The organism is Paraburkholderia suaedae (assembly GCF_040812055.1).
Taxonomy (GTDB): Bacteria; Pseudomonadota; Gammaproteobacteria; order Burkholderiales; family Burkholderiaceae; genus Paraburkholderia.
Window position 1 is genome coordinate 224,288 of record NZ_JBFOAH010000008.1, and the last position, 17,414, is coordinate 241,701.

The 17,414-nt window shown below is 62.0% G+C and carries 17 protein-coding genes and 1 tRNA gene; 8 read left to right on the forward strand and 10 right to left on the reverse strand.

Features of this window, described 5'->3' with window-relative positions; translation table 11 throughout:
- Window positions 1-15 precede the first annotated feature (15 nt).
- From rpoD to ABQJ48_RS14380, 3 genes are all read left to right on the forward strand, one after another.
- Window positions 16-2,403 carry an RNA polymerase sigma factor RpoD gene (rpoD, locus tag ABQJ48_RS14370; RefSeq protein ID WP_367838673.1) on the forward strand — a complete coding sequence of 796 codons (2,388 nt, stop codon included), beginning with the start codon at window positions 16-18 and terminating at the stop codon, window positions 2,401-2,403.
- A gap of 152 nt (window positions 2,404-2,555) precedes the next feature.
- A tRNA-Ile gene (locus tag ABQJ48_RS14375) sits at window positions 2,556-2,643 on the forward strand.
- Between the two features lie 1,171 nt (window positions 2,644-3,814).
- Window positions 3,815-4,957 carry a porin gene (locus ABQJ48_RS14380; RefSeq protein WP_367838674.1) on the forward strand — a complete coding sequence of 381 codons (1,143 nt, stop codon included), beginning with the start codon at window positions 3,815-3,817 and terminating at the stop codon, window positions 4,955-4,957.
- A 3-nt stretch (window positions 4,958-4,960) separates the two neighbouring features.
- Here ABQJ48_RS14380 and ABQJ48_RS14385 read toward each other — a convergent pair whose 3' ends face one another.
- On the reverse strand, window positions 4,961-5,218 hold the full coding sequence (locus ABQJ48_RS14385) for a hypothetical protein (protein WP_367838675.1): 258 nt from the start codon (window positions 5,216-5,218) through the stop codon (window positions 4,961-4,963).
- A gap of 326 nt (window positions 5,219-5,544) precedes the next feature.
- Between ABQJ48_RS14385 and ABQJ48_RS14390 the strand changes: the two genes are divergently transcribed.
- The 3 genes from ABQJ48_RS14390 to ABQJ48_RS14400 are packed head-to-tail and all read left to right on the forward strand — an operon-like array spanning window position 5,545 to window position 7,731.
- Window positions 5,545-5,898 (forward strand): transposase, encoded by a 354-nt coding sequence (locus tag ABQJ48_RS14390; RefSeq protein ID WP_367838676.1) that lies wholly within the window; start codon window positions 5,545-5,547, stop codon window positions 5,896-5,898.
- 34 nt (window positions 5,899-5,932) lie between these two features.
- Window positions 5,933-6,229 (forward strand): hypothetical protein, encoded by a 297-nt coding sequence (locus ABQJ48_RS14395; RefSeq protein WP_367838677.1) that lies wholly within the window; start codon window positions 5,933-5,935, stop codon window positions 6,227-6,229.
- Window positions 6,226-7,731 carry an acyl-CoA synthetase gene (locus ABQJ48_RS14400; RefSeq protein WP_367838678.1) on the forward strand — a complete coding sequence of 502 codons (1,506 nt, stop codon included), beginning with the start codon at window positions 6,226-6,228 and terminating at the stop codon, window positions 7,729-7,731. The genes ABQJ48_RS14395 and ABQJ48_RS14400 overlap by 4 nt, the downstream gene beginning before the upstream one ends.
- Before the next feature lie 67 nt (window positions 7,732-7,798).
- On the opposite strand, the gene ABQJ48_RS14405 is transcribed toward ABQJ48_RS14400, so the two are convergent.
- The 5 genes from ABQJ48_RS14405 to pcaH form a co-directional block, all read right to left on the reverse strand.
- Window positions 7,799-8,023 (reverse strand): hypothetical protein, encoded by a 225-nt coding sequence (locus ABQJ48_RS14405; RefSeq protein ID WP_367838679.1) that lies wholly within the window; start codon window positions 8,021-8,023, stop codon window positions 7,799-7,801.
- 290 nt (window positions 8,024-8,313) lie between these two features.
- On the reverse strand, window positions 8,314-8,517 hold the full coding sequence (locus ABQJ48_RS14410) for a cold-shock protein (protein WP_028225987.1): 204 nt from the start codon (window positions 8,515-8,517) through the stop codon (window positions 8,314-8,316).
- 312 nt (window positions 8,518-8,829) lie between these two features.
- On the reverse strand, window positions 8,830-9,465 hold the full coding sequence (locus ABQJ48_RS14415; RefSeq protein ID WP_367838680.1) for a LysE family translocator: 636 nt from the start codon (window positions 9,463-9,465) through the stop codon (window positions 8,830-8,832).
- Between the two features lie 392 nt (window positions 9,466-9,857).
- Complete coding sequence (gene pcaG / locus ABQJ48_RS14420; protein ID WP_367838681.1) at window positions 9,858-10,445, reverse strand: protocatechuate 3,4-dioxygenase subunit alpha; 588 nt, start codon at window positions 10,443-10,445, stop codon at window positions 9,858-9,860.
- Window positions 10,446-10,448: 3 nt separating this feature from the next.
- Window positions 10,449-11,153, reverse strand: coding sequence for a protocatechuate 3,4-dioxygenase subunit beta (pcaH, locus tag ABQJ48_RS14425; protein ID WP_367838682.1), 705 nt, complete (start codon window positions 11,151-11,153; stop codon window positions 10,449-10,451).
- 107 nt (window positions 11,154-11,260) lie between these two features.
- Between pcaH and pcaQ the strand changes: the two genes are divergently transcribed.
- Both pcaQ and ABQJ48_RS14435 read left to right on the forward strand, forming a co-directional pair.
- Window positions 11,261-12,247 carry a pca operon transcription factor PcaQ gene (pcaQ, locus tag ABQJ48_RS14430; protein WP_367838683.1) on the forward strand — a complete coding sequence of 329 codons (987 nt, stop codon included), beginning with the start codon at window positions 11,261-11,263 and terminating at the stop codon, window positions 12,245-12,247.
- A gap of 296 nt (window positions 12,248-12,543) precedes the next feature.
- Window positions 12,544-13,680 carry a 4-hydroxyphenylpyruvate dioxygenase family protein gene (locus ABQJ48_RS14435; RefSeq protein ID WP_367838684.1) on the forward strand — a complete coding sequence of 379 codons (1,137 nt, stop codon included), beginning with the start codon at window positions 12,544-12,546 and terminating at the stop codon, window positions 13,678-13,680.
- 71 nt (window positions 13,681-13,751) lie between these two features.
- Here ABQJ48_RS14435 and ABQJ48_RS14440 read toward each other — a convergent pair whose 3' ends face one another.
- The 4 genes from ABQJ48_RS14440 to ABQJ48_RS14455 form a co-directional block, all read right to left on the reverse strand.
- A complete protein-coding gene (locus tag ABQJ48_RS14440) occupies window positions 13,752-14,384 on the reverse strand; it encodes a helix-turn-helix domain-containing protein (protein WP_367838685.1) in 633 nt (210 codons plus the stop codon).
- A 201-nt stretch (window positions 14,385-14,585) separates the two neighbouring features.
- Window positions 14,586-15,419 carry an isocitrate lyase/PEP mutase family protein gene (locus ABQJ48_RS14445; RefSeq protein WP_367838686.1) on the reverse strand — a complete coding sequence of 278 codons (834 nt, stop codon included), beginning with the start codon at window positions 15,417-15,419 and terminating at the stop codon, window positions 14,586-14,588.
- 430 nt (window positions 15,420-15,849) lie between these two features.
- Window positions 15,850-16,155 carry a DUF4148 domain-containing protein gene (locus tag ABQJ48_RS14450; RefSeq protein ID WP_367838687.1) on the reverse strand — a complete coding sequence of 102 codons (306 nt, stop codon included), beginning with the start codon at window positions 16,153-16,155 and terminating at the stop codon, window positions 15,850-15,852.
- A 158-nt stretch (window positions 16,156-16,313) separates the two neighbouring features.
- Complete coding sequence (locus tag ABQJ48_RS14455) at window positions 16,314-17,399, reverse strand: aldose epimerase family protein (RefSeq protein ID WP_367838708.1); 1,086 nt, start codon at window positions 17,397-17,399, stop codon at window positions 16,314-16,316.
- Window positions 17,400-17,414 lie beyond the last annotated feature (15 nt).

The window sequence follows — 17,414 nt, forward strand, 5'->3', positions numbered from 1 at the left end:
CGAAAAGGCGATGCGATGGCAAAGACTACAGGTGGAAATCAGGCAACCGGCACACGCTCGAAGGAGCCGACCAGAAAGGTCACCGAGGCCAGGTTAGCTTCTTCCGCCAGAAAAGCGTCTGCTGTCAGCGTTGCACCGGCTGCCAGGAAGAAATCTTCGACCACTTCGGCGGTGAGAGCCGATCCGGTGGGGGCGGCGCAAGCCGTGTCGCCGACTGTGAAGCGGTCAGATGTCAGAAGCGCAAGGGAAGCGGCTGCCGCGCAGGACAATGCGGCAGTGCGCGAGAGTCCAGTATCCACGGTTCTACCGGCTGTTGTCCACCAGCCGCGAGTCGAGACTACAGCCGGTACGGCGAACCCCATGACGAAAAAGCTGAACGAAGTACCCGTCGACGACGATGCAACCCAGGCCGAAGACACTCCCGCAGCTGCACCGGGCAAAGTGGAAAAGGTCAAGGCTCGCGACCGTCGCGCCAAGGAAAAAGCGCTGCTCAAAGACGCTTTCGCGTCGTCGCAGCCCGGCACGCTGGAGGAACTCGAAGAGCGCCGCTCCAAACTGCGAGCGTTGATCAAGCTCGGCAAGGAGCGCGGCTTCCTCACGTACGCTGAAATCAACGACCACCTCCCGGACAATTTCACCGAGACCGAGGCGATCGAAGGCATCATCAGCACGTTCAACGACATGGGCGTGGCCGTCTATGAGCAGGCACCCGACGCCGAAACGCTGCTGCTGAACGACAACGCGCCCGCCGCTTCGTCCGACGACGAAGTGGAAGAGGAAGCGGAAGTTGCGCTTTCCACGGTCGACTCCGAATTCGGCCGCACCACCGACCCGGTCCGCATGTACATGCGTGAAATGGGCACGGTCGAGCTACTCACGCGTGAAGGCGAGATCGAAATTGCCAAGCGGATCGAAGACGGCTTGAAGCACATGGTGATGGCCATCTCCGCGTGTCCGACCACGATCGCCGACATCCTCGCGATGGCCGAACGCGTGGCGAACGAGGAAATCCGTATCGACGAACTGGTCGATGGGCTGATGGACGCCAACGCGGAAGACGCGGACGGCTTCTCCGAGCAAGAAGCGGAAGCGATCGAGAGCGAGGACGAGGAAGTCGAAGAGGACGATCAGGAAGACGAGGAAGAGGACGACGGCACCGCACAAGCCACGGCCAACGCCGCGCAGATGGAAGCGCTGCGGCGTGCATCGCTCGAGAAATTCGCGATGATCAGCGAATGGTTCGACAAGATGCGCCGCGCGTTCGAGAAGGAAGGCTACAAGTCCAAGTCGTACTTGAAGGCGCAAGAAACGATCCAGAACGAACTGATGACGATCCGCTTCACCGCGCGCACAGTCGAGCGTCTGTGCGATACGCTGCGCGCGCAAGTGGACGAAGTGCGTCAGGTCGAGCGTCAGATTCTGCATACCGTTGTCGACAAATGCGGGATGCCGCGCGCGGAATTTATCGCGCGTTTCCCGGGAAGCGAGACGGACCTCGAGTGGGCCGACAAGATCGTCGGTGAAGGTCACGCGTATAGCGCGATCCTCACGCGTAACATTCCGGCGATTCGCGAACAGCAGCAACGTCTGCTCGATCTGCAAGCGCGGGTCGTGCTGCCGCTGAAGGACCTGAAGGAAACCAACCGCCAGATGGCGGCCGGCGAACTGAAGGCGCGCCAGGCCAAGCGCGAAATGACCGAGGCCAACCTGCGTCTCGTGATCTCGATTGCGAAGAAGTACACGAACCGCGGTCTGCAGTTCCTCGACCTGATTCAGGAAGGCAACATAGGCCTGATGAAGGCGGTGGACAAGTTCGAATATCGTCGCGGCTACAAGTTTTCCACGTATGCAACGTGGTGGATTCGCCAGGCCATTACGCGTTCGATCGCTGACCAGGCGCGCACGATCCGGATTCCGGTGCATATGATCGAAACGATCAACAAGATGAACCGCATCTCGCGGCAGATTCTGCAGGAAACCGGCCTGGAGCCGGATCCGGCAACGCTGGCCGAGAAGATGGAAATGCCGGAGGACAAGATCCGCAAGATCATGAAGATCGCGAAGGAGCCGATCTCGATGGAAACGCCGATCGGTGACGACGACGATTCGCATCTCGGCGACTTCATCGAAGACACGAACACGGTCGCGCCGGCCGACGCCGCGCTGCACGCGAGCATGCGCGATGTCGTGAAGGACGTGCTCGACTCGTTGACGCCGCGCGAAGCGAAAGTGCTGCGCATGCGCTTCGGCATCGAGATGAGCACCGACCATACGCTCGAAGAAGTCGGCAAGCAGTTCGACGTGACGCGTGAGCGCATTCGTCAGATCGAGGCCAAGGCGCTGCGCAAGCTGCGTCATCCGAGCCGCTCGGATAAGCTGAAGTCGTTCCTCGAAGGGAATTGATCGAGGTCAGCGGTTCGCGGCGGATCATGTTGACGTTGGAGGGGCTTCCCGGCTGTGTCGCGCAAGCGCGGCGGTTGCGGCGGCCCCTTTTTCGTGTAGTATGTCGGCCAATCAACGAATGGGCCCGGCCTTCACGACCGAGTCCTTTTGTTGGGCCGGACGCCGTGTTGGTTGCAGGCAGCGGACTCATAATCCGCCTCCGAAAGGACATCGTCGGTTCGAATCCGACCCGGCCCACCAAAGCTTGAATCAAAAGGTTCCGGATTTCCGGAGCCTTTTTTTATTTGAGGGGAAGGCGGCTTATTCACGTGTTGCGCCGGATTGCGCGTGCCGCCGGATCCGGCGAATTCAAAAGCGCGCGATTGTAGTCTGCCTGGCGCAGACAGGTTTGTTAATTCGTCTTATCTCCCATTCGACCAATAGCGCGCTTCATTGCCGCCCCACATTGCTAAAAGCGCTGATTCAAGCTTTTGTCGGCGGCCGTTTTGGGCCGCGCAGCGCGCATAGTCACATGCGGCGCGCCGAGATTGTCAGTGCTGCGGCCAGGCGGTGGCGAGGAAGTCGCCTTCCACAAAAAGCACCGAGCCAGCGTAAGCTCTGGCGGCTTGGCAACCAGGGAAACCTCGTGTCAAGAAGGCGCCGGCCGCGCCGTTAAATGAATCCGGAAGGCAGTTCGATATTGGCCGTCCGCTTTCAGCACGGGCTTTTGTCACGCGGCGGTCGGCGCCGCAGTTCACCTCCGGGCAATGCCTGTGCTGAAGGCTCCGATCCTCGACCGCCTCGCCCAGCGAACACCACGGCTTGTGGGCAACAACGCACCGCCTTCGGACGACGCACGGGCCGATTCACCCTCGGCAACATGCGTGCTATTTGCGAGTGTGTAATTCAATGTAACTCGAATTGCGGTAATCAAAATCTCAATAGCAACGGCACTCGAGCCTGAAACCCGCCGAGACTGCGTTAAATGGATTTAGTTCCCCGTTTTACGAAATAATATTTTGGTGCGCCATTACAACCGTGCAATTGCGCAATCAGCAATTTTCAGTCTTTATCATTTCCGTCGATCACGTCACGTCAAATTAACAATACTGTTGCATGCGCACAACTTCGGTTATTGAGGCGTTGCCAATAATTAATGGCGAGAGCATTTCAGCGACGCGTGCGGAATAGCGATAAACGTCCGCAAAACAATAACTTAAGCTTGGCCACCCAGCATTGTTGCGGAATTCGAAAAATCCTGTTGTGAGAATTGCCCGCGCCGCTATTAGGGTGTCCCCCTACACTCACGCTTCGTTTCAAGGGTGCCCGGCTGTTCGCAAAGGTTCGGCCAAAAGGGCGGCAGCGCATGCGATGCATGCGCTGTCGAGGCAGGTCCCGCTCCCCGCGTAAATTTATCGAAATGGAGTCCCACATGAAGAAGAGTCTCATCGTCGTTGCGGTTGCCGCATCGTTCGCCTCCGTCGCTCACGCACAAAGCAGCGTGACGCTGTATGGTCTGCTGGACGCGGGCCTGACGTACACCAGCAACGTTGCGCACAACGCCAAGTGGGCGGCAGGCAGCGGCGGCATCAACCAGAGCATGTTCGGTCTGCGCGGTTCGGAAGACCTGGGCGGCGGCCTGAAGGCAATCTTCACGTTGGAAAGCGGCTTCAACGTCAACAACGGCAAGTTTGCTAACAACAACGGCATGTTCAACCGTCAAGCGTTCGTCGGTCTGTCGAGCGCGCAATTCGGTGCGGTCACGCTGGGCCGTCAATACGACGCAGCGCAAGACTACCTGGCACCGCTGACCGCGACGGGAAGCTGGGGCGGTACGTATTTCGCGCACCCGTTCAACAACGACAACCTGAACACCAACGGCGGCCTGTCGGTCAACAACTCGATCAAGTATTCGAGCGCTAACTACGCCGGCTTCACGTTTGGCGGCACGTACGGCTTCTCGAACCAGGCTGGCGCGTTCGCAAACAACCGTCAGTACAGCGTCGGTGCCGCATATCAGTGGCAAGGTCTGCACCTGGGCGCTGCTTACGCACAGCAGAACAACCCGGCTGCAAACACCAGCGGTGCTTCGGACGGCGTTCTGGCGAACACCTCGGGGATCATGACGGGCAACTTCCGTCAGCGTGAGTTCGGCGCAGCTGCTTCGTACGATTTCGGCCCGGCCACGCTTGGCGTGGCCTGGACGCAGTCGCGTGTGGATAACCTCGTGGGCGCAGCACCGGGCCAACGCCAGGGCCATTCGAACAATTACGAAGTCAACGGCAAGTACAACGTGACCCCGGCTCTGGGTCTGGGCATCGCTTACACGTTCACGGACGCACGCGGCTACGGCGTCAACGCGGACGGCAACGACATGAAGACCCGTTACCACCAGATCGGGTTGCAGGCTGACTACTCGCTGTCGCGTCGTACCGACGTCTACGCTCAGGCCGTGTATCAGCACGCCATGGGCGACGGTGGTGTCGCTTCCATCTACAGCGGCGACAACTCGCAACTGCCGTCGTCGTCTAAGAACCAGACGGCTGCTACGGTCGGTCTGCGTCACCGCTTCTAAGCTTCAGCAGAAGCTGCCTGTAGTACAAAAAGGTGCCGTTCGCGGCACCTTTTTTTGTGAGCGCGGCAATCGTGTTGCCGCGCATTGCACTGCACTGCACTGCACTGCACTGCTATTGACGCCGCTGCCGTGCGGTTCAAAGATCGTGCACGGACCGAGTGCAACGCCGGTCTGAGCTTTACTGCGCGGAACTTCGATCCGCCCCGCGCCCGAGATCTTGTCGAAATCGACCGTGCCATACGCGTCGGTGCGCCTAGACATGCCAAACTCAACTAGCGCCACGAACGTGGAGCGATAGCCGCTGCCAATTGACCATTGCCGATCGCGGTGTTGAACGCATGACGCGTACGGGCGGCCACGCGCCGGGTGCAACTGCGCCAATGATGGGACACCGCTTTCATCGCGCCATCGCGCCATCGCGCCGTTGCAGCAAAGTCATTGCGCCTTTGGACGATTGCGCCAGGCCATTTGACAAAAGTTGACTTTCGCGAAGGGGAGCTTCGGTTAATCTCAAAAACCCCGATCCACAGACCCAATCTTCGCGGCGATATCAGCACTCACGCTGATGCGGCCGTCGTTGTTACTGCATGAAGACTCCTCCAGCAAACGCAGCGGCTCAGCCTCCGGCTAGTCACGACCTGACCGACGAGCAATGGCAGACCATCGTGCCGTTGCTGCCTGAAATGCTGAATCACGGACCTCGGCGCGGGCGTCCCCACATCGACATTCGGTGGGTCCTCGATAGCGTGATATGGGTGCTGCATACCCGTGAGCCATGGAGCGCGATGCCCGCGCACTATGTTCCGTATCAAACCGCGCATCGCTATTACCTGCGCTGGAAGAGATCGGGCGTCATGGCCGCGGTCGCGTTGGCGCTGTACAGGACCGACGAGCTCCTCGAGCGGCCGGCCACCCGTAAGAGCCGTACCCGCAGGGCGTAGGGTTACTGAGCGCTTCCTTCTCGGCGGGCGCCATATGCTTCGCACCCGCGATGACACCGAACAGCGCCTGATGCTTGCCGCCGGGCACCCTCAACGACACGCAGCGCTCGAACAACCGCGCCAGCTTCGCGCGCGGGATCCGTTCGGGCCGCTCAGCCCACTGCTTGCGCGCGTCCGCCTAAAGCTCGCATCCCATGGCGCCTCGGAACCGCAGCTCTGTCATTTGAATGACAGACGGTTCATCATCACAATTGCCTGCCTGGCTCATCAACCAATCGGAACAATCAGAAAAATCGACGGCGCGGCCCGCGCCTCAGGAGACGATCCATGAAGCACACGTTCGACGAAGGCCTCGAGCAGCGCGAGGCCAATTATGTCCCGCTCACGCCGATCGACTTCATCGTGCGCGCAGCCGAGGTCTACGGCCATCGGCCGGCGGTGGTGGAGGCGCACTTCGGCGTGCCAATGGCCGGCGCCGTGCTGAACACGCTGAATACCCGGCTCGATGTGTCGTCGCTGCTGTTCATGCTGCGTCACGGCGAGGCCAAGGCGCTGATCGTCGATACGGAATACGGTGAATTCGCGCATCGCGCCGCGCTGGAATTGCCCGACTTGCGCATGATTGCCGTGGCCGACGCGATGCCGGCCGACCCCGCCCAATTCCTGCGCGCGACGGACTACGAAGCGTTCCTGGAATCCGGCGACCCGGCCTTCTCATGGATGCAGCCAGCCGACGAGTGGGACGCGATCGCGCTCAACTACACGTCCGGCACGACCGGCGACCCGAAGGGCGTGGTCTATCATCATCGCGGCGCGCATCTGAATGCGCTCAGCAATATCCTCGAATGGGACATGCCGAAGCACGCGGTCTACCTGTGGACGTTGCCGATGTTCCACTGCAACGGCTGGTGTTTTCCGTGGACCGTTGCCGCGCGTGCGGGCGTGAACGTCTGCTTGCGCAAATTCGACGCGAAGGCGGTGTTCGAGCTGATTCGCCGCGAGGGCGTCACGCACTATTGCGGCGCGCCGATCGTGCAGAGCGCGCTCGCCAATGCGCCGGCTGAATGGCGCGAGGGCATCGTGCATCGTGTATCGACGATGGTGGCAGGCGCCGCGCCGGCACCGGCGGTCATTGCGAAGATGAAGGAGATCGGCTTTGATCTGACGCACGTGTACGGGCTGACGGAAACCTATGGGCCCGCCGCGGTCTGCGCTAAACAGCAGGAGTGGGACGCGCTCGACGACCGCACGCGCGCTGAACTGAACGCGCGCCAAGGCGTGCGCTATCACCTGCAGGCGGCGGTCGCCGTGGTCGATCCCGATACGCTCGCGCCCGTGCCGGACGACGGCGAAACGATCGGGGAGATCATGTTCCGCGGCAACATCTGCATGAAAGGTTATCTGAAGAACGAGCGAGCGACCCAGGCAAGCTTCCAGGGCGGCTGGTTCCATACCGGCGATCTGGGGGTGCGGACGCCCGACGGTTATGTCCGCATCCGCGATCGCAGCAAGGACATCATCATTTCCGGCGGCGAGAATATTTCGAGCATCGAAGTCGAGGACACGCTATACCGTCACCCGGCGGTGTCGGTTGCCGCCGTGGTGGCGATGGACGACCCGAAGTGGGGCGAGGTGCCCTGCGCGTTCGTCGAACTCAAGGAAGGCGCTGAGGTGAGCGAAGCGGAAATCATCGCGCACTGCCGGCTATTTCTTGCCGGTTATAAGCTGCCAAAAGCCGTGCGCTTCGGCGAACTGCCGAAAACGTCGACAGGAAAGATTCAAAAGTTCGAACTGCGCGCGCGAATCAAGAGAGAAAAAAATGACGCTAAATAGCGCGTGAGCGCGATAGCACGCGGTTCACGTAGCCTGCCGGGACGCGCCTGGTTGCCTTTGATGGCGCTCAACCGCGCGTGTCGACCCAATGGCGGCCCCAGCGCGTCGAGTGCTGTAGCGCCTGCTCTTCGTTCGTGAAGTAATCCAGCGAATAGAACTGATAGCGCCCTTCGCTGCGCGCGCTGTCGGCTCGTTCGAGCAACAGATTGGACGAAAAGCTGCCGTCGGGCAAACGATGCGCCGAGGGCTTGACGGCATAGCCGTTGTAATGATGAATATGTTGGTTTTGCATTTTATATTTGAATGATTTTTTCGAGTGCGCCCCGGTCGCACGAACCCGTTCTACGAGTTGCACGGACGAGCTGATTCAAAGCCGTTGGGAGCCGAATCCTGACGCAGTCGGGAAGCGAAAAAAGGGCGTTGAAGCCGGAGGGGAGAATGAAGTGCAACGAGGCGTTTGGCGCTTGGGCAAGCTGCTGAATGAATGCAGCTAAAAGCGGTCGCGCCAGCTGTGGGAGACGAAGCTCCGCGAGGGTGTCGCTGCAGCCCGATGTCCGTTGCCGGACACCGAGCCCTTCAAACTTACAGCGGCTTGATGTTAGCCGCTTGCAGACCCTTCGGGCCTTGCTTCGTTTCGAAGCTCACCTTCTGATTTTCAGCCAGCGTCTTGAAGCCGTCGCTGCGAATTTCGGAGAAGTGCGCGAACAGGTCGTCGCCGCCCTTGTCCGGAGTGATGAAGCCAAAGCCTTTGCTGTCGTTGAACCACTTAACGGTACCGGTATCCATGAAGAATCCTTGATGAAAAAATAGTTGAAGTTGCTCGGTTTAGGAGCGCGTGAAGCGTCAAGGAGGGAGAGGACAACGAATACCGCTGACGAGCGAGACATTGATGAACAGCAATCGAACTTCTTGAACTTCGGGTGAGACAATAACCGCCAAGGTCAGTCAGCGTCAACATATAACTTGTAACTGTGTTGCCCGACGCCGCAAATCGTTGCGCTGAGCGCTGGCTCCCCCTTGCCGCGCTTGCCCGGGCGCGACACGACGTTCGAGCGGTTGCGACCATGCGACGGACAAGCGCCCTCAGCGAGACATGTTTCAGATGCCCACTTTATGTGCGGTCAGGATCAGGCGCAAGCCGAGCGTGGCCACCGCGCTCGCGGCAACGCGATCGATCCAGGCTTTCCACCGCAGATAAATTTCGCGTGGCCGTTTGCTCGAGAAGCACAGTGCGACGATCGTGTACCAGCCGGCCTCGATCGCGAAGATGGCAGGCGGCAGCGCGAAGTAGCACCACACCGGCGGGTGCTGCGGCAGCAGCGCCGCGAAAATACTGCCGTAGTAGACAGCCGTTTTCGGATTGCTGAGTTGCGTGCTCAAGCCGATCCAGAATGACTTGCGCGGATTCGCAGAAGCGCCTTGCGCGGCGTGAAACGCGAGCGGTCTTGCAGCGCCGCGCCAGATTTTCGACGCCAGGTAAATGAGGTAGACACCTCCGGCAACCTTCAGGCCGACGTACAGCCATTCGACCGTTGCCAGGAGCGTGTACAGGCCGAGCAGCGCGATGCCGCTGAAGAAGACGCCGCCAATACCCATGCCGAGGGCAGTGGCGAGACCGTCGCCGCGCGACAGCCCGATCGCATTGCGAGCGACGATGACGAAGCTCGGTCCCGGGCTCATGGCGCCCAGCAGCAGCGCGGCGAGGATAGTGAGGATGGCGGTTGAGGCGGGCATGGTCCAGTCTCCCGTGCACGGAGGTCGATGGATGAAACATAACATGACGGCGTTGGATTTTAGGTCGATGCGCGCGTTGGGAGCCGGGATTATTTGCGTATTCTGGCTTCACGCCTGGGCGCGTGCACTGCTTCGCGCGAAAGCCGCACATGTCGTCGATGAACGAACCTATACGGAAAAAGGGCACGGGCGTCGTCTTGTCAATCGATTCGGGGTCCAAACTAACGAGTGCGCTCCAAATCGCTGTTTTCGAAGCACGCGGTAGCCCTTTTTCGCCAGCCGAAAAAAAGCCCGCACGAGGCGGGCTCAACTACTCGGGTTTCACGGTCCAGTCGCTGGCGCGGCTCGCGCAAAGCACGTGCAAAGCCTGATGAAACCGCTAAACCTCCACTTCACAAATCGAAGAACACGGTTTCCTTATCGCCCTGCATGTGGATGTCGAAGCGGTACACATTGGCGGTATTCGGCTCGCGACGCGCGATCAGCGTGCCGCGCCGGTCGGCAGGAACCGCTGCCAGCACCGGGTCCTGCTGGTTCGCCTGGGCTTCGTCCTCGAAATAGATGCGCGTGAAAGTGTGCAGCAGCATGCCGCGCATCGTCAGAATCACATTCACGTGCGGCGCCTGATCCGGGCTGATGCGGCCGGGCTTCACCGTTTCGACGAAAAAACGCTTGTGCGGGTCCGTACCCGTGCCGACGCGCGCAAAGCCGTGAAAGCCGCTTTTCAGGATTTCCTCGCGCGAGTCCGGGTAATGGCCGTTCGGATCGACTTGCGACATTTCGATCATCGCGTCGCTGATCACGTTGCCGTCGCCGTCGAATACCTGACCGATGATCGTGATGTGCTCGCCGTCCGCTTCACGGTCGGCCAGAACAGGTGTGAACAGGCTCTTGAAGTCGAAGTCGTATTGTTGCGGGCAAAGACCGTAGGCGAAATAAGGTCCAACCGTTTGCGAAGGCGTTTGCTTGAGAGTGGTCATGGCTTAGCGCTCCATCGGGGTTTCGTTCGGGCCGCGCAGCACGATGTCGAAATCGTAGCCGAGCGCGTAGGCTTCCTGCGTGGTGTCGAGCGAAAAACGCGAGACCATGCGCTCGCGCGCATGCGCCGGCGTGCCCTGGTAGATTGGGTCGAAGGCCAACAGCGGGTCGCCCGGGAAATACATTTGGGTAACCAGACGCGAGCCGAAGTGGTCGCCGAAGAGCGAGAAGTGGATGTGCTGGGGGCGCCACGCGTTCGGGTGATTGCCCCACGGATAGGCGCCAGGCTTGATCGTCATGAAGCGATAGCGGCCTTCGTCGTCGGTGAGGCAGCGGCCCGCGCCGAGGAAGTTCGGGTCGAGCGGCGCGTCATGCTGATCGGCCTTATGCACATACCGGCCGGCCGCATTGGCTTGCCAGACTTCGACCAGTGTATTGCGCACCGGGCGGCCGCCTTCATCGAGCACGCGGCCCGTGACAATGATCCGTTCGCCAATCGGCTCGCCGTTGCGGACAGCATTGCGCGTGAGGTCGTTGTCGAGCGGACCCAGGTCTTCCGCGCCGTAGACTGGCACGCGCTGGTCGCGCAGTCTTTCCTTCAGCGCAATGAGCGGGCGCGTAGGGCCGCGTTTGGCCGACGAACCGTAGCTGGGGTAGACGTAGGCGGGATGGGACGGGAAATCACGCGGGGTAAGGAAGGAATCTTCCATTAGTGTCTCCTTGGGGAATCGTTGCGTGCGGCGATATGAAGCGACTGTATCGAACGCAAGCGGTTATGCAAAGTGACGTTTTCGCGCTTTTGGTATAACCTTTCGTTATGCAACGCAGTCTCGCGGACACCCGCGTCAAATTCCGTCATCTGCAGTGCTTTCTGGCCGTCGCGCAGTTCGGCAGCGTCCAGCGGGCCGCAGACAGTCTGTCGATCACCCAGCCCGCCGTCTCCAAGACCGTCGCCGAACTAGAGGAGATTCTGGGCGTGAAGCTGTTCGAGCGGGGCCGCCATGGCGCCGCGCCGACCCGCGAGGGGCAGCTTTTCATGCCGCACGCGAGCGCGTGCGTCAGCGCACTGCGCGAGGGCGTCGACCTGCTTGCGCGCGCCGAAGGCGCGGCTGCGGCGACGCTGGAAGTCGGCGTCCTGCCGACCGTCGCGCCCGCGGTGATCCCGCCGGCGCTCAAACGGTTCGCGGCGCTTTGGCCGCGCGTGATCGTGCGTCTGGCGACCGGCGCAAACCCGGAATTGCTCGAGCGGCTCAAAGCAGGCACGATCGAATTCGCGATTGGGCGCCTCGCCGATCCCGAACGGATGGTCGGCCTCAGTTTCGAGCAGCTTTTCACCGAGCCGCTGATCGCGGTGGTGCGGGCCGGGCATCCGTTGGCGAAAGGGCCGGGTTTGCCGGCTGCGTCGCTGAAGGATTTTCTAGTCGTGCTCCCGCCGTTCGGCACGTTGATCCGGCAATCGGCCGACAGTCTGTTGAACGCCTGGGGCGTGCAGCCGCTGTCGGCGTTCGTCGAAGTGTTGTCGGTGTCGACGGGGCGCGCATTGGCGCTGGAAAACGGCGCCGTGTGGTTGGTGCCCTCGAGCGCGGTGGACTATGAGTTGGCGCGCGGCATGCTGGTGCGCCTGGCCCTGCCGTTCGCGGGCACCGGCGAGCCGGTAGGTTTGATCCGGCGCTCGGACACGCAGCCGTCACCGGTGGGACGCGCGTTCATCGAGGCGGTGCGCGAGGTCGCGCAACAGCGCACGGCGGCCGAGGCCGATAAACCGGCGCGAAAGCCCCGCAGGAGCAAAGCAGCAAGGGATTGATACGGATTGGACGAATCGTCGCGCAGCAGCGCCGCTTGGCGGCCGCAGAGCATGTGGCGACGGCAGCGGAAAGCAGCGAGTGCGCCAGGCCGGCCAAGGTGAACCATCCAGTACAAATGAAGGTTGCGAACGCCCCGGCACCCGGTGTACAAACACGGTGCAGAAGCCGTCGCGGGCAGCGTTTGCTGCGGCATGTCATGTAGCCGACGCCACTTGCAGGCCGTCGACGGTTGCATCGAACATCGAAAATCGAATCCACCCGAACCAGCGCCGAAAGACCGTACAAGGAGATTGCCATGCCCAACGACCTGCCCACTCCAGACGCCGCGCTGCGCGCCGTGTCGGCGCCTGAGCATAACCCGCTCGGGACCGCCGGCCTGGAATTCGTGGAGTTCGCCGCGCGCGACCCGCAGGCGCTCGGCGAGACCTTCGCGAAGCTCGGCTTCAAGGCGGTCGCGCGCCATATCAGCAAGGACGTCACGCTGTATCGGCAGGGCGAGATGCAGTTCCTCATCAACGCCGAGCCGGATTCGTTCGCCGCGCGCTACGCGGAGGAATACGGCGCGGGCATCTGCGCGATCGGCATTCGCGTGGCTGACGCACAGCGCGCTTTCGACCGGGCGATCGAACTGGGCGCGTGGGCGTTCGAAGGCGAGAAGATTGGCGTCGGCGAACTGCTGATCCCCGCAATTCAGGGTATCGGCGACTCGCACATCTATTTCGTCGACCGCTGGCGCGGACGGGGCGGCCAGCGCGGCGGGCTCGGCGACATCTCGATCTTCGACATCGACTTCCGGCCGATCGAAATCGACACTGCCCACGCCGACCTGAGCCACCAGGGCATCGGACTCGTTGCGGTCGACCATTTGACACAAACGGTCGGCGAGGGCCGCATGCAGGAGTGGCTCGACTTCTATCGCGACCTGCTCAACTTCCGCGAGATTCACGAGTTGCATGCTAACTGGCATGTGTCGGCGGAGTCGCGCGTGATGGTATCGCCGTGCGGCGCGATTCGCGTGCCGCTGTACGAAGAAGGCACGCGCCGCACTGACCTGATGCACGAGTACCTGCCGGATCATCCTGGCGAAGGCGTGCAGCATATCGCGCTCGCCACCGACGATATCTTCGCGTGCGTCGAGCGCCTGCTCGCGAACGGGGTGGAATTCGTCGAGCCGCCGCCCCGCTACTACGATCAGCTCGACGCGCGTCTGCCGGGCCATGGGCTCGATGTCGAGCGGCTCAAGCGCGCGCATGTTCTGGTGGATGGCGAGATCGGCGCAGACGGCGTGCCGCAACTGTTTTTCCAGACCTTCATGCGCCGCAGAACCGGCGAGATTTTCTTCGAGATCGTGCAGCGCCAAGGGCATCACGGTTTCGGCGAAGGCAATCTCGCCGCGCTCGCGCAGGCACGCGAGCCGGGCGCCGATCATTGACGGCGTCCGGCTGCACCGCTGGAGCTCACCACGGTCGGCAAGTGGCGCGCCGCGGTGGCGCAGGCGCTATGTCACTTCTTGCGCGGCTCGCCGTTTGCAGGCGCTTGCGGAAGATCCGCGCTCGTCGCCATCCACAGCACTTCGGCATCTTCTTCGCTAGTCGAGACCGCGGCGTGGCCGGTGCGGCTGTCGAAGTACAGACTGTCGCCGGCGTTCAGATGCGTCGGCGCATACAACTCCGAATACAGGCACACGCTGCCGCTGATCACGTACAGGAATTCTTCCCCTTCGTGGCGGCCCCAGTCGTCGAACGCGTCGAGCGTGTGCGCCGAGATGCGGATGCGAAACGGCAGCATCGCCTTGTGCGCGAGGTCGGTGGCGAGCAGTTCCATCTGGTAGCCGCGGTACGCATGGCGCTGACCTTCGTTCTTGCGGGTCAGCGCGCGGCGGCCACTGGCGCTTACCTTTGGGGTCGAGCCAAACAGTTCGCCGATTTCGATCTTCAGCCCGAGGACGATTTTTTGCAGCACGTCGAAAGTAGGCGACATCAGGCCATTTTCGACTTTGGATAGCGTGGAGCGCGAGACGCCGCACAGGCGGCTCGCGGTCTCCAGCGTCAGGTCCTGCGCCTGACGGGCGGCGCGCACGCGACGGCCGAGGTCGGTGGTCGACGGGTCGGCGGGTTTGCTGAGATGGGTATCCATGGAGTTTGCTGCTTTATCGGGTACGCGCTTCACGGTGGCGAATTGTGTTTCCGATAATAACATTTGGCCCAACCGCCAGACGTGCAGGCGCGATCTTACGCGGGCTCCGAAGCAGGAAAGGAGCCGCGCATCCTTTTCGCATCGGAAACCCGGGGCACGTTCCCGTTCATCGAGGGCGGCCCAAGGGCGGACGCGGGGCCATCACCGGTTTTCACCGCCTTTGCGGAAGAGTTCGTTGAGTTGCGCGCCCGAAGCCGCCCCCGCAAACCCGTCGAAGCGCCCCTCGGCCAGCGCCTGCGCGGCCTGCATGAAGCCGCCCCATGCCGCGCGGGCCAGTGCACCGCCGACACTGACACGCCGCACACCCAGCGCGGCAACTTCCTGCAGCGTGAGCGTGGACGTGGCGCCGATCAACAGGTTGACGGGTTTCGGCGCGACGGCGGCGACCACGGCCTCGATCTGCTCGCGCGTCTGGATGCCGGGCGCGTACAGGCAATCGGCGCCGGCCTCGGCATAGGCCTGCAGGCGCGCGATAGCGTCATCGAGATCGGGCTTGCCGGCGAAGAAGTTCTCCGCCCGGCCGATCAGCAACGTCTCGCCGCCGGTTTCGTCGATCGCCCGGCGCGCTGCGGCGAGCCTTTGCACGGCGATATCGATGGGAAAGAGGGCGCCGGCCGGGTCGCCGGTGGCGTCTTCGATCGACAGACCCGCAACACCGGTCGCCACGGCCAGCTTCACGCTTTCGGCGACGCCTGCCGGATCGTCGCCGAAGCCGTTCTCGAAGTCGGCGTTCACCGGCAGGTCGGTCGCTTGAACCATATCGCGCAAGTGCGCGAGGATCGCCTCGCGCGGCAGCGTGTTGTCGGCGTGGCCGGTCGACCATGCAAAGCCCGAACTCGTGGTGGCGAGCGCCTGGAAGCCGAGGGTTTGCAGATAGCGGGCGCTACCCGCATCCCACGGATTGGGTAGTACGAAACAGCCGGACGTGTGCATCGCACGGAAGGCGGTGCGTTTTTCAGCGATGGTGCGGGGCATGCGTGTCTCCTGGGAATGAGGGAGCCGAGGCTCCCACGTTGACCCTGCGCGTTCGGGACCGACAACGGGAAAGTCTATTTCCCGCTTGCTGCGCATTCAGTTTCGAGGTCGTTTGAGCGATGTGCTATTTGGAGTATGGCCGATGTTTGCGGCTAGCCGGCGATTTGCATTCGCCGCTTTTTGCCACTTGTGATGAAGCATAAGATACCCGCGTCTCGCAAGAAAACTTGCGACGCGCGAAGCCGCGCCCGTTGCCGGATTGAGCAGCTGCGAAAGCGGGAAGGGATTAGCGTCGCGGCAAGCGGGCCGCGAACTTCTTCGATCGACTTTCCGACGCACGAAGCGCGATCGTCGTACGCCGCCCAACAAACAAAAACGAGCACTTGCGTCGCCGCACACGTGCTCGTCCATACCCCATGGCTGCGGCGAGTTATTGCCCCATGTTCTGCCCAGCCGCACCGCCACCCGCTTGCGACGAACCCGTTGCCGTCGTCCCATAACCGGTGCCGTCGGCTCCAGCGGTGCCGTTCTGCGCGGCGACGCGCGCTTCGGCGGCCTGAATGTCAGCGGGGTAATTGGGGTCGCTGGACCGGGCGGGGTTATAGCCCGCCTGCTCGATCTGCTTCAACTGGGCCTTGACTTCGGCACGCGTGAGCGGTTGCTCGGTTTGTGCGAACGACGCGACCGGCGCAGCAAGAACAACCAGCAGCGCCACCGTTTTGACAAGCGAGTTCATGATGCTTCCCTCCAGGATTGCGTTTGCGGCACCGCAATCTCTGGCGCCATGCACGCAGTCTAAAAAGCGCTCGATCCAGGGGGAACCACCTCATCGTTAATTCAGTATTGCAGCAAACAATAAGTCGGCGTCATGTAATGTGGTTTGCAAGAATAGTGTCAAACACCCTTGCGCACGTCGACCCGATAAGCCGTCACTTGCCGGTAGGTATCGCCGGGTCGCAAGATGACCTCGTCCCGCGCGGCCATGTTGATCTCGTTCGGAAAACCGCCAGCTTCCAGACACAAACCCGCATGCCGTTGATACCGCACGCCGCCACGTCCCGGGTTGCCATTCAGGAAGTTGCCGGTATAGAACTGCAAGCCGCGCTGATCGGTCGACACGGTCAATTCGCGTCCGCTGCCGGGATCGTATGCACAGGCCACCTGGCGCAGCGGCCGCGCCCGTTCGCTCGCGCCGGCGATGGCTGGCTCCCGCAGCACGTAGCAATGATCGAAGCCGCCAGCCCGTCCGAGTTGCGCGTGCGGCCAGTCCAGGCGTGCGCCAATCGGTGCGCTCTGGCGGAAGTCGAACGCATTGCCCGCTACCTCGGCAAGCTCGCAGGGAATCATCGCGGCGTCGACTTCGAAGAACTTCTCCGCGTCGATCGACAACACATGCCCGCGAATGTCGCTGCCCGGCCGCCCCGTCAGGTTGAAGTACCCATGGCTCGTCAGATTGAGCGGCGTCGGCGCATCGGCGATCGCTTCGTATTCGATGGTCAAAGTGCCGTCGTCGTCGAGCGAATAGCGCACTTGCGTGGTCACGTTGCCCGGAAAACCGGCGTCTCCCTCGGGCGACTCCAGACGCATCAGCAATGCGCCGTTGTCCTCACTCACGTCCCACAACGCGCGATGAAAACCGACCGTGCCGCCGTGCAGCAGGTTCGTGCCTTCGTTGCGGTCGAGCGTGTACTCGATACCGTCGAGCGTGAAGCGCGCGTCGGCGATGCGGTTCGCCCATCGGCCGATCAGGCCGCCCATGTAGGTGGTCGCCGCCACGTACTCGGCGGGCGTATCGTGGCCGAGCAGAATGTCGCCGAGGCGTCCCGCACGATCCGGTGTGTGCCAGGAAACCAGCGTCGCGCCGAGGTCGCTGATGGCGACCTTCATGCCATGCGCGTTGCGCAGCGTATAGAGCCGCACGGGATCGCCGCCCTGCAGCGTGCCCCACGGCTCTGAAGAAAGTTGTGCAATGCTGATCATGTCGTCGGTGGAAGG

Bases quoted from the DNA above. Each gene is read 5' to 3' on its own strand.
- ABQJ48_RS14415 (WP_367838680.1), bottom strand. From the start codon at position 9,465: ATGCCCGCCTCAACCGCCATCCTCACTATCCTCGCCGCGCTGCTGCTG.
- ABQJ48_RS14380 (WP_367838674.1), top strand. From the start codon at position 3,815: ATGAAGAAGAGTCTCATCGTCGTTGCGGTTGCCGCATCGTTCGCCTCC.
- ABQJ48_RS14405 (WP_367838679.1), bottom strand. From the start codon at position 8,023: ATGCAAAACCAACATATTCATCATTACAACGGCTATGCCGTCAAGCCC.
- pcaQ (WP_367838683.1), top strand. From the start codon at position 11,261: ATGCAACGCAGTCTCGCGGACACCCGCGTCAAATTCCGTCATCTGCAG.
- rpoD (WP_367838673.1), top strand. From the start codon at position 16: ATGGCAAAGACTACAGGTGGAAATCAGGCAACCGGCACACGCTCGAAG.
- pcaH (WP_367838682.1), bottom strand. From the start codon at position 11,153: ATGGAAGATTCCTTCCTTACCCCGCGTGATTTCCCGTCCCATCCCGCC.
- ABQJ48_RS14410 (WP_028225987.1), bottom strand. From the start codon at position 8,517: ATGGATACCGGTACCGTTAAGTGGTTCAACGACAGCAAAGGCTTTGGC.
- ABQJ48_RS14455 (WP_367838708.1), bottom strand. From the start codon at position 17,399: ATGATCAGCATTGCACAACTTTCTTCAGAGCCGTGGGGCACGCTGCAG.
- ABQJ48_RS14385 (WP_367838675.1), bottom strand. From the start codon at position 5,218: ATGTCTAGGCGCACCGACGCGTATGGCACGGTCGATTTCGACAAGATC.
- ABQJ48_RS14390 (WP_367838676.1), top strand. From the start codon at position 5,545: ATGAAGACTCCTCCAGCAAACGCAGCGGCTCAGCCTCCGGCTAGTCAC.
- ABQJ48_RS14440 (WP_367838685.1), bottom strand. From the start codon at position 14,384: ATGGATACCCATCTCAGCAAACCCGCCGACCCGTCGACCACCGACCTC.
- pcaG (WP_367838681.1), bottom strand. From the start codon at position 10,445: ATGACCACTCTCAAGCAAACGCCTTCGCAAACGGTTGGACCTTATTTC.
- ABQJ48_RS14445 (WP_367838686.1), bottom strand. From the start codon at position 15,419: ATGCCCCGCACCATCGCTGAAAAACGCACCGCCTTCCGTGCGATGCAC.
- ABQJ48_RS14395 (WP_367838677.1), top strand. From the start codon at position 5,933: ATGCTTCGCACCCGCGATGACACCGAACAGCGCCTGATGCTTGCCGCC.
- ABQJ48_RS14435 (WP_367838684.1), top strand. From the start codon at position 12,544: ATGCCCAACGACCTGCCCACTCCAGACGCCGCGCTGCGCGCCGTGTCG.
- ABQJ48_RS14400 (WP_367838678.1), top strand. From the start codon at position 6,226: ATGAAGCACACGTTCGACGAAGGCCTCGAGCAGCGCGAGGCCAATTAT.
- ABQJ48_RS14450 (WP_367838687.1), bottom strand. From the start codon at position 16,155: ATGAACTCGCTTGTCAAAACGGTGGCGCTGCTGGTTGTTCTTGCTGCG.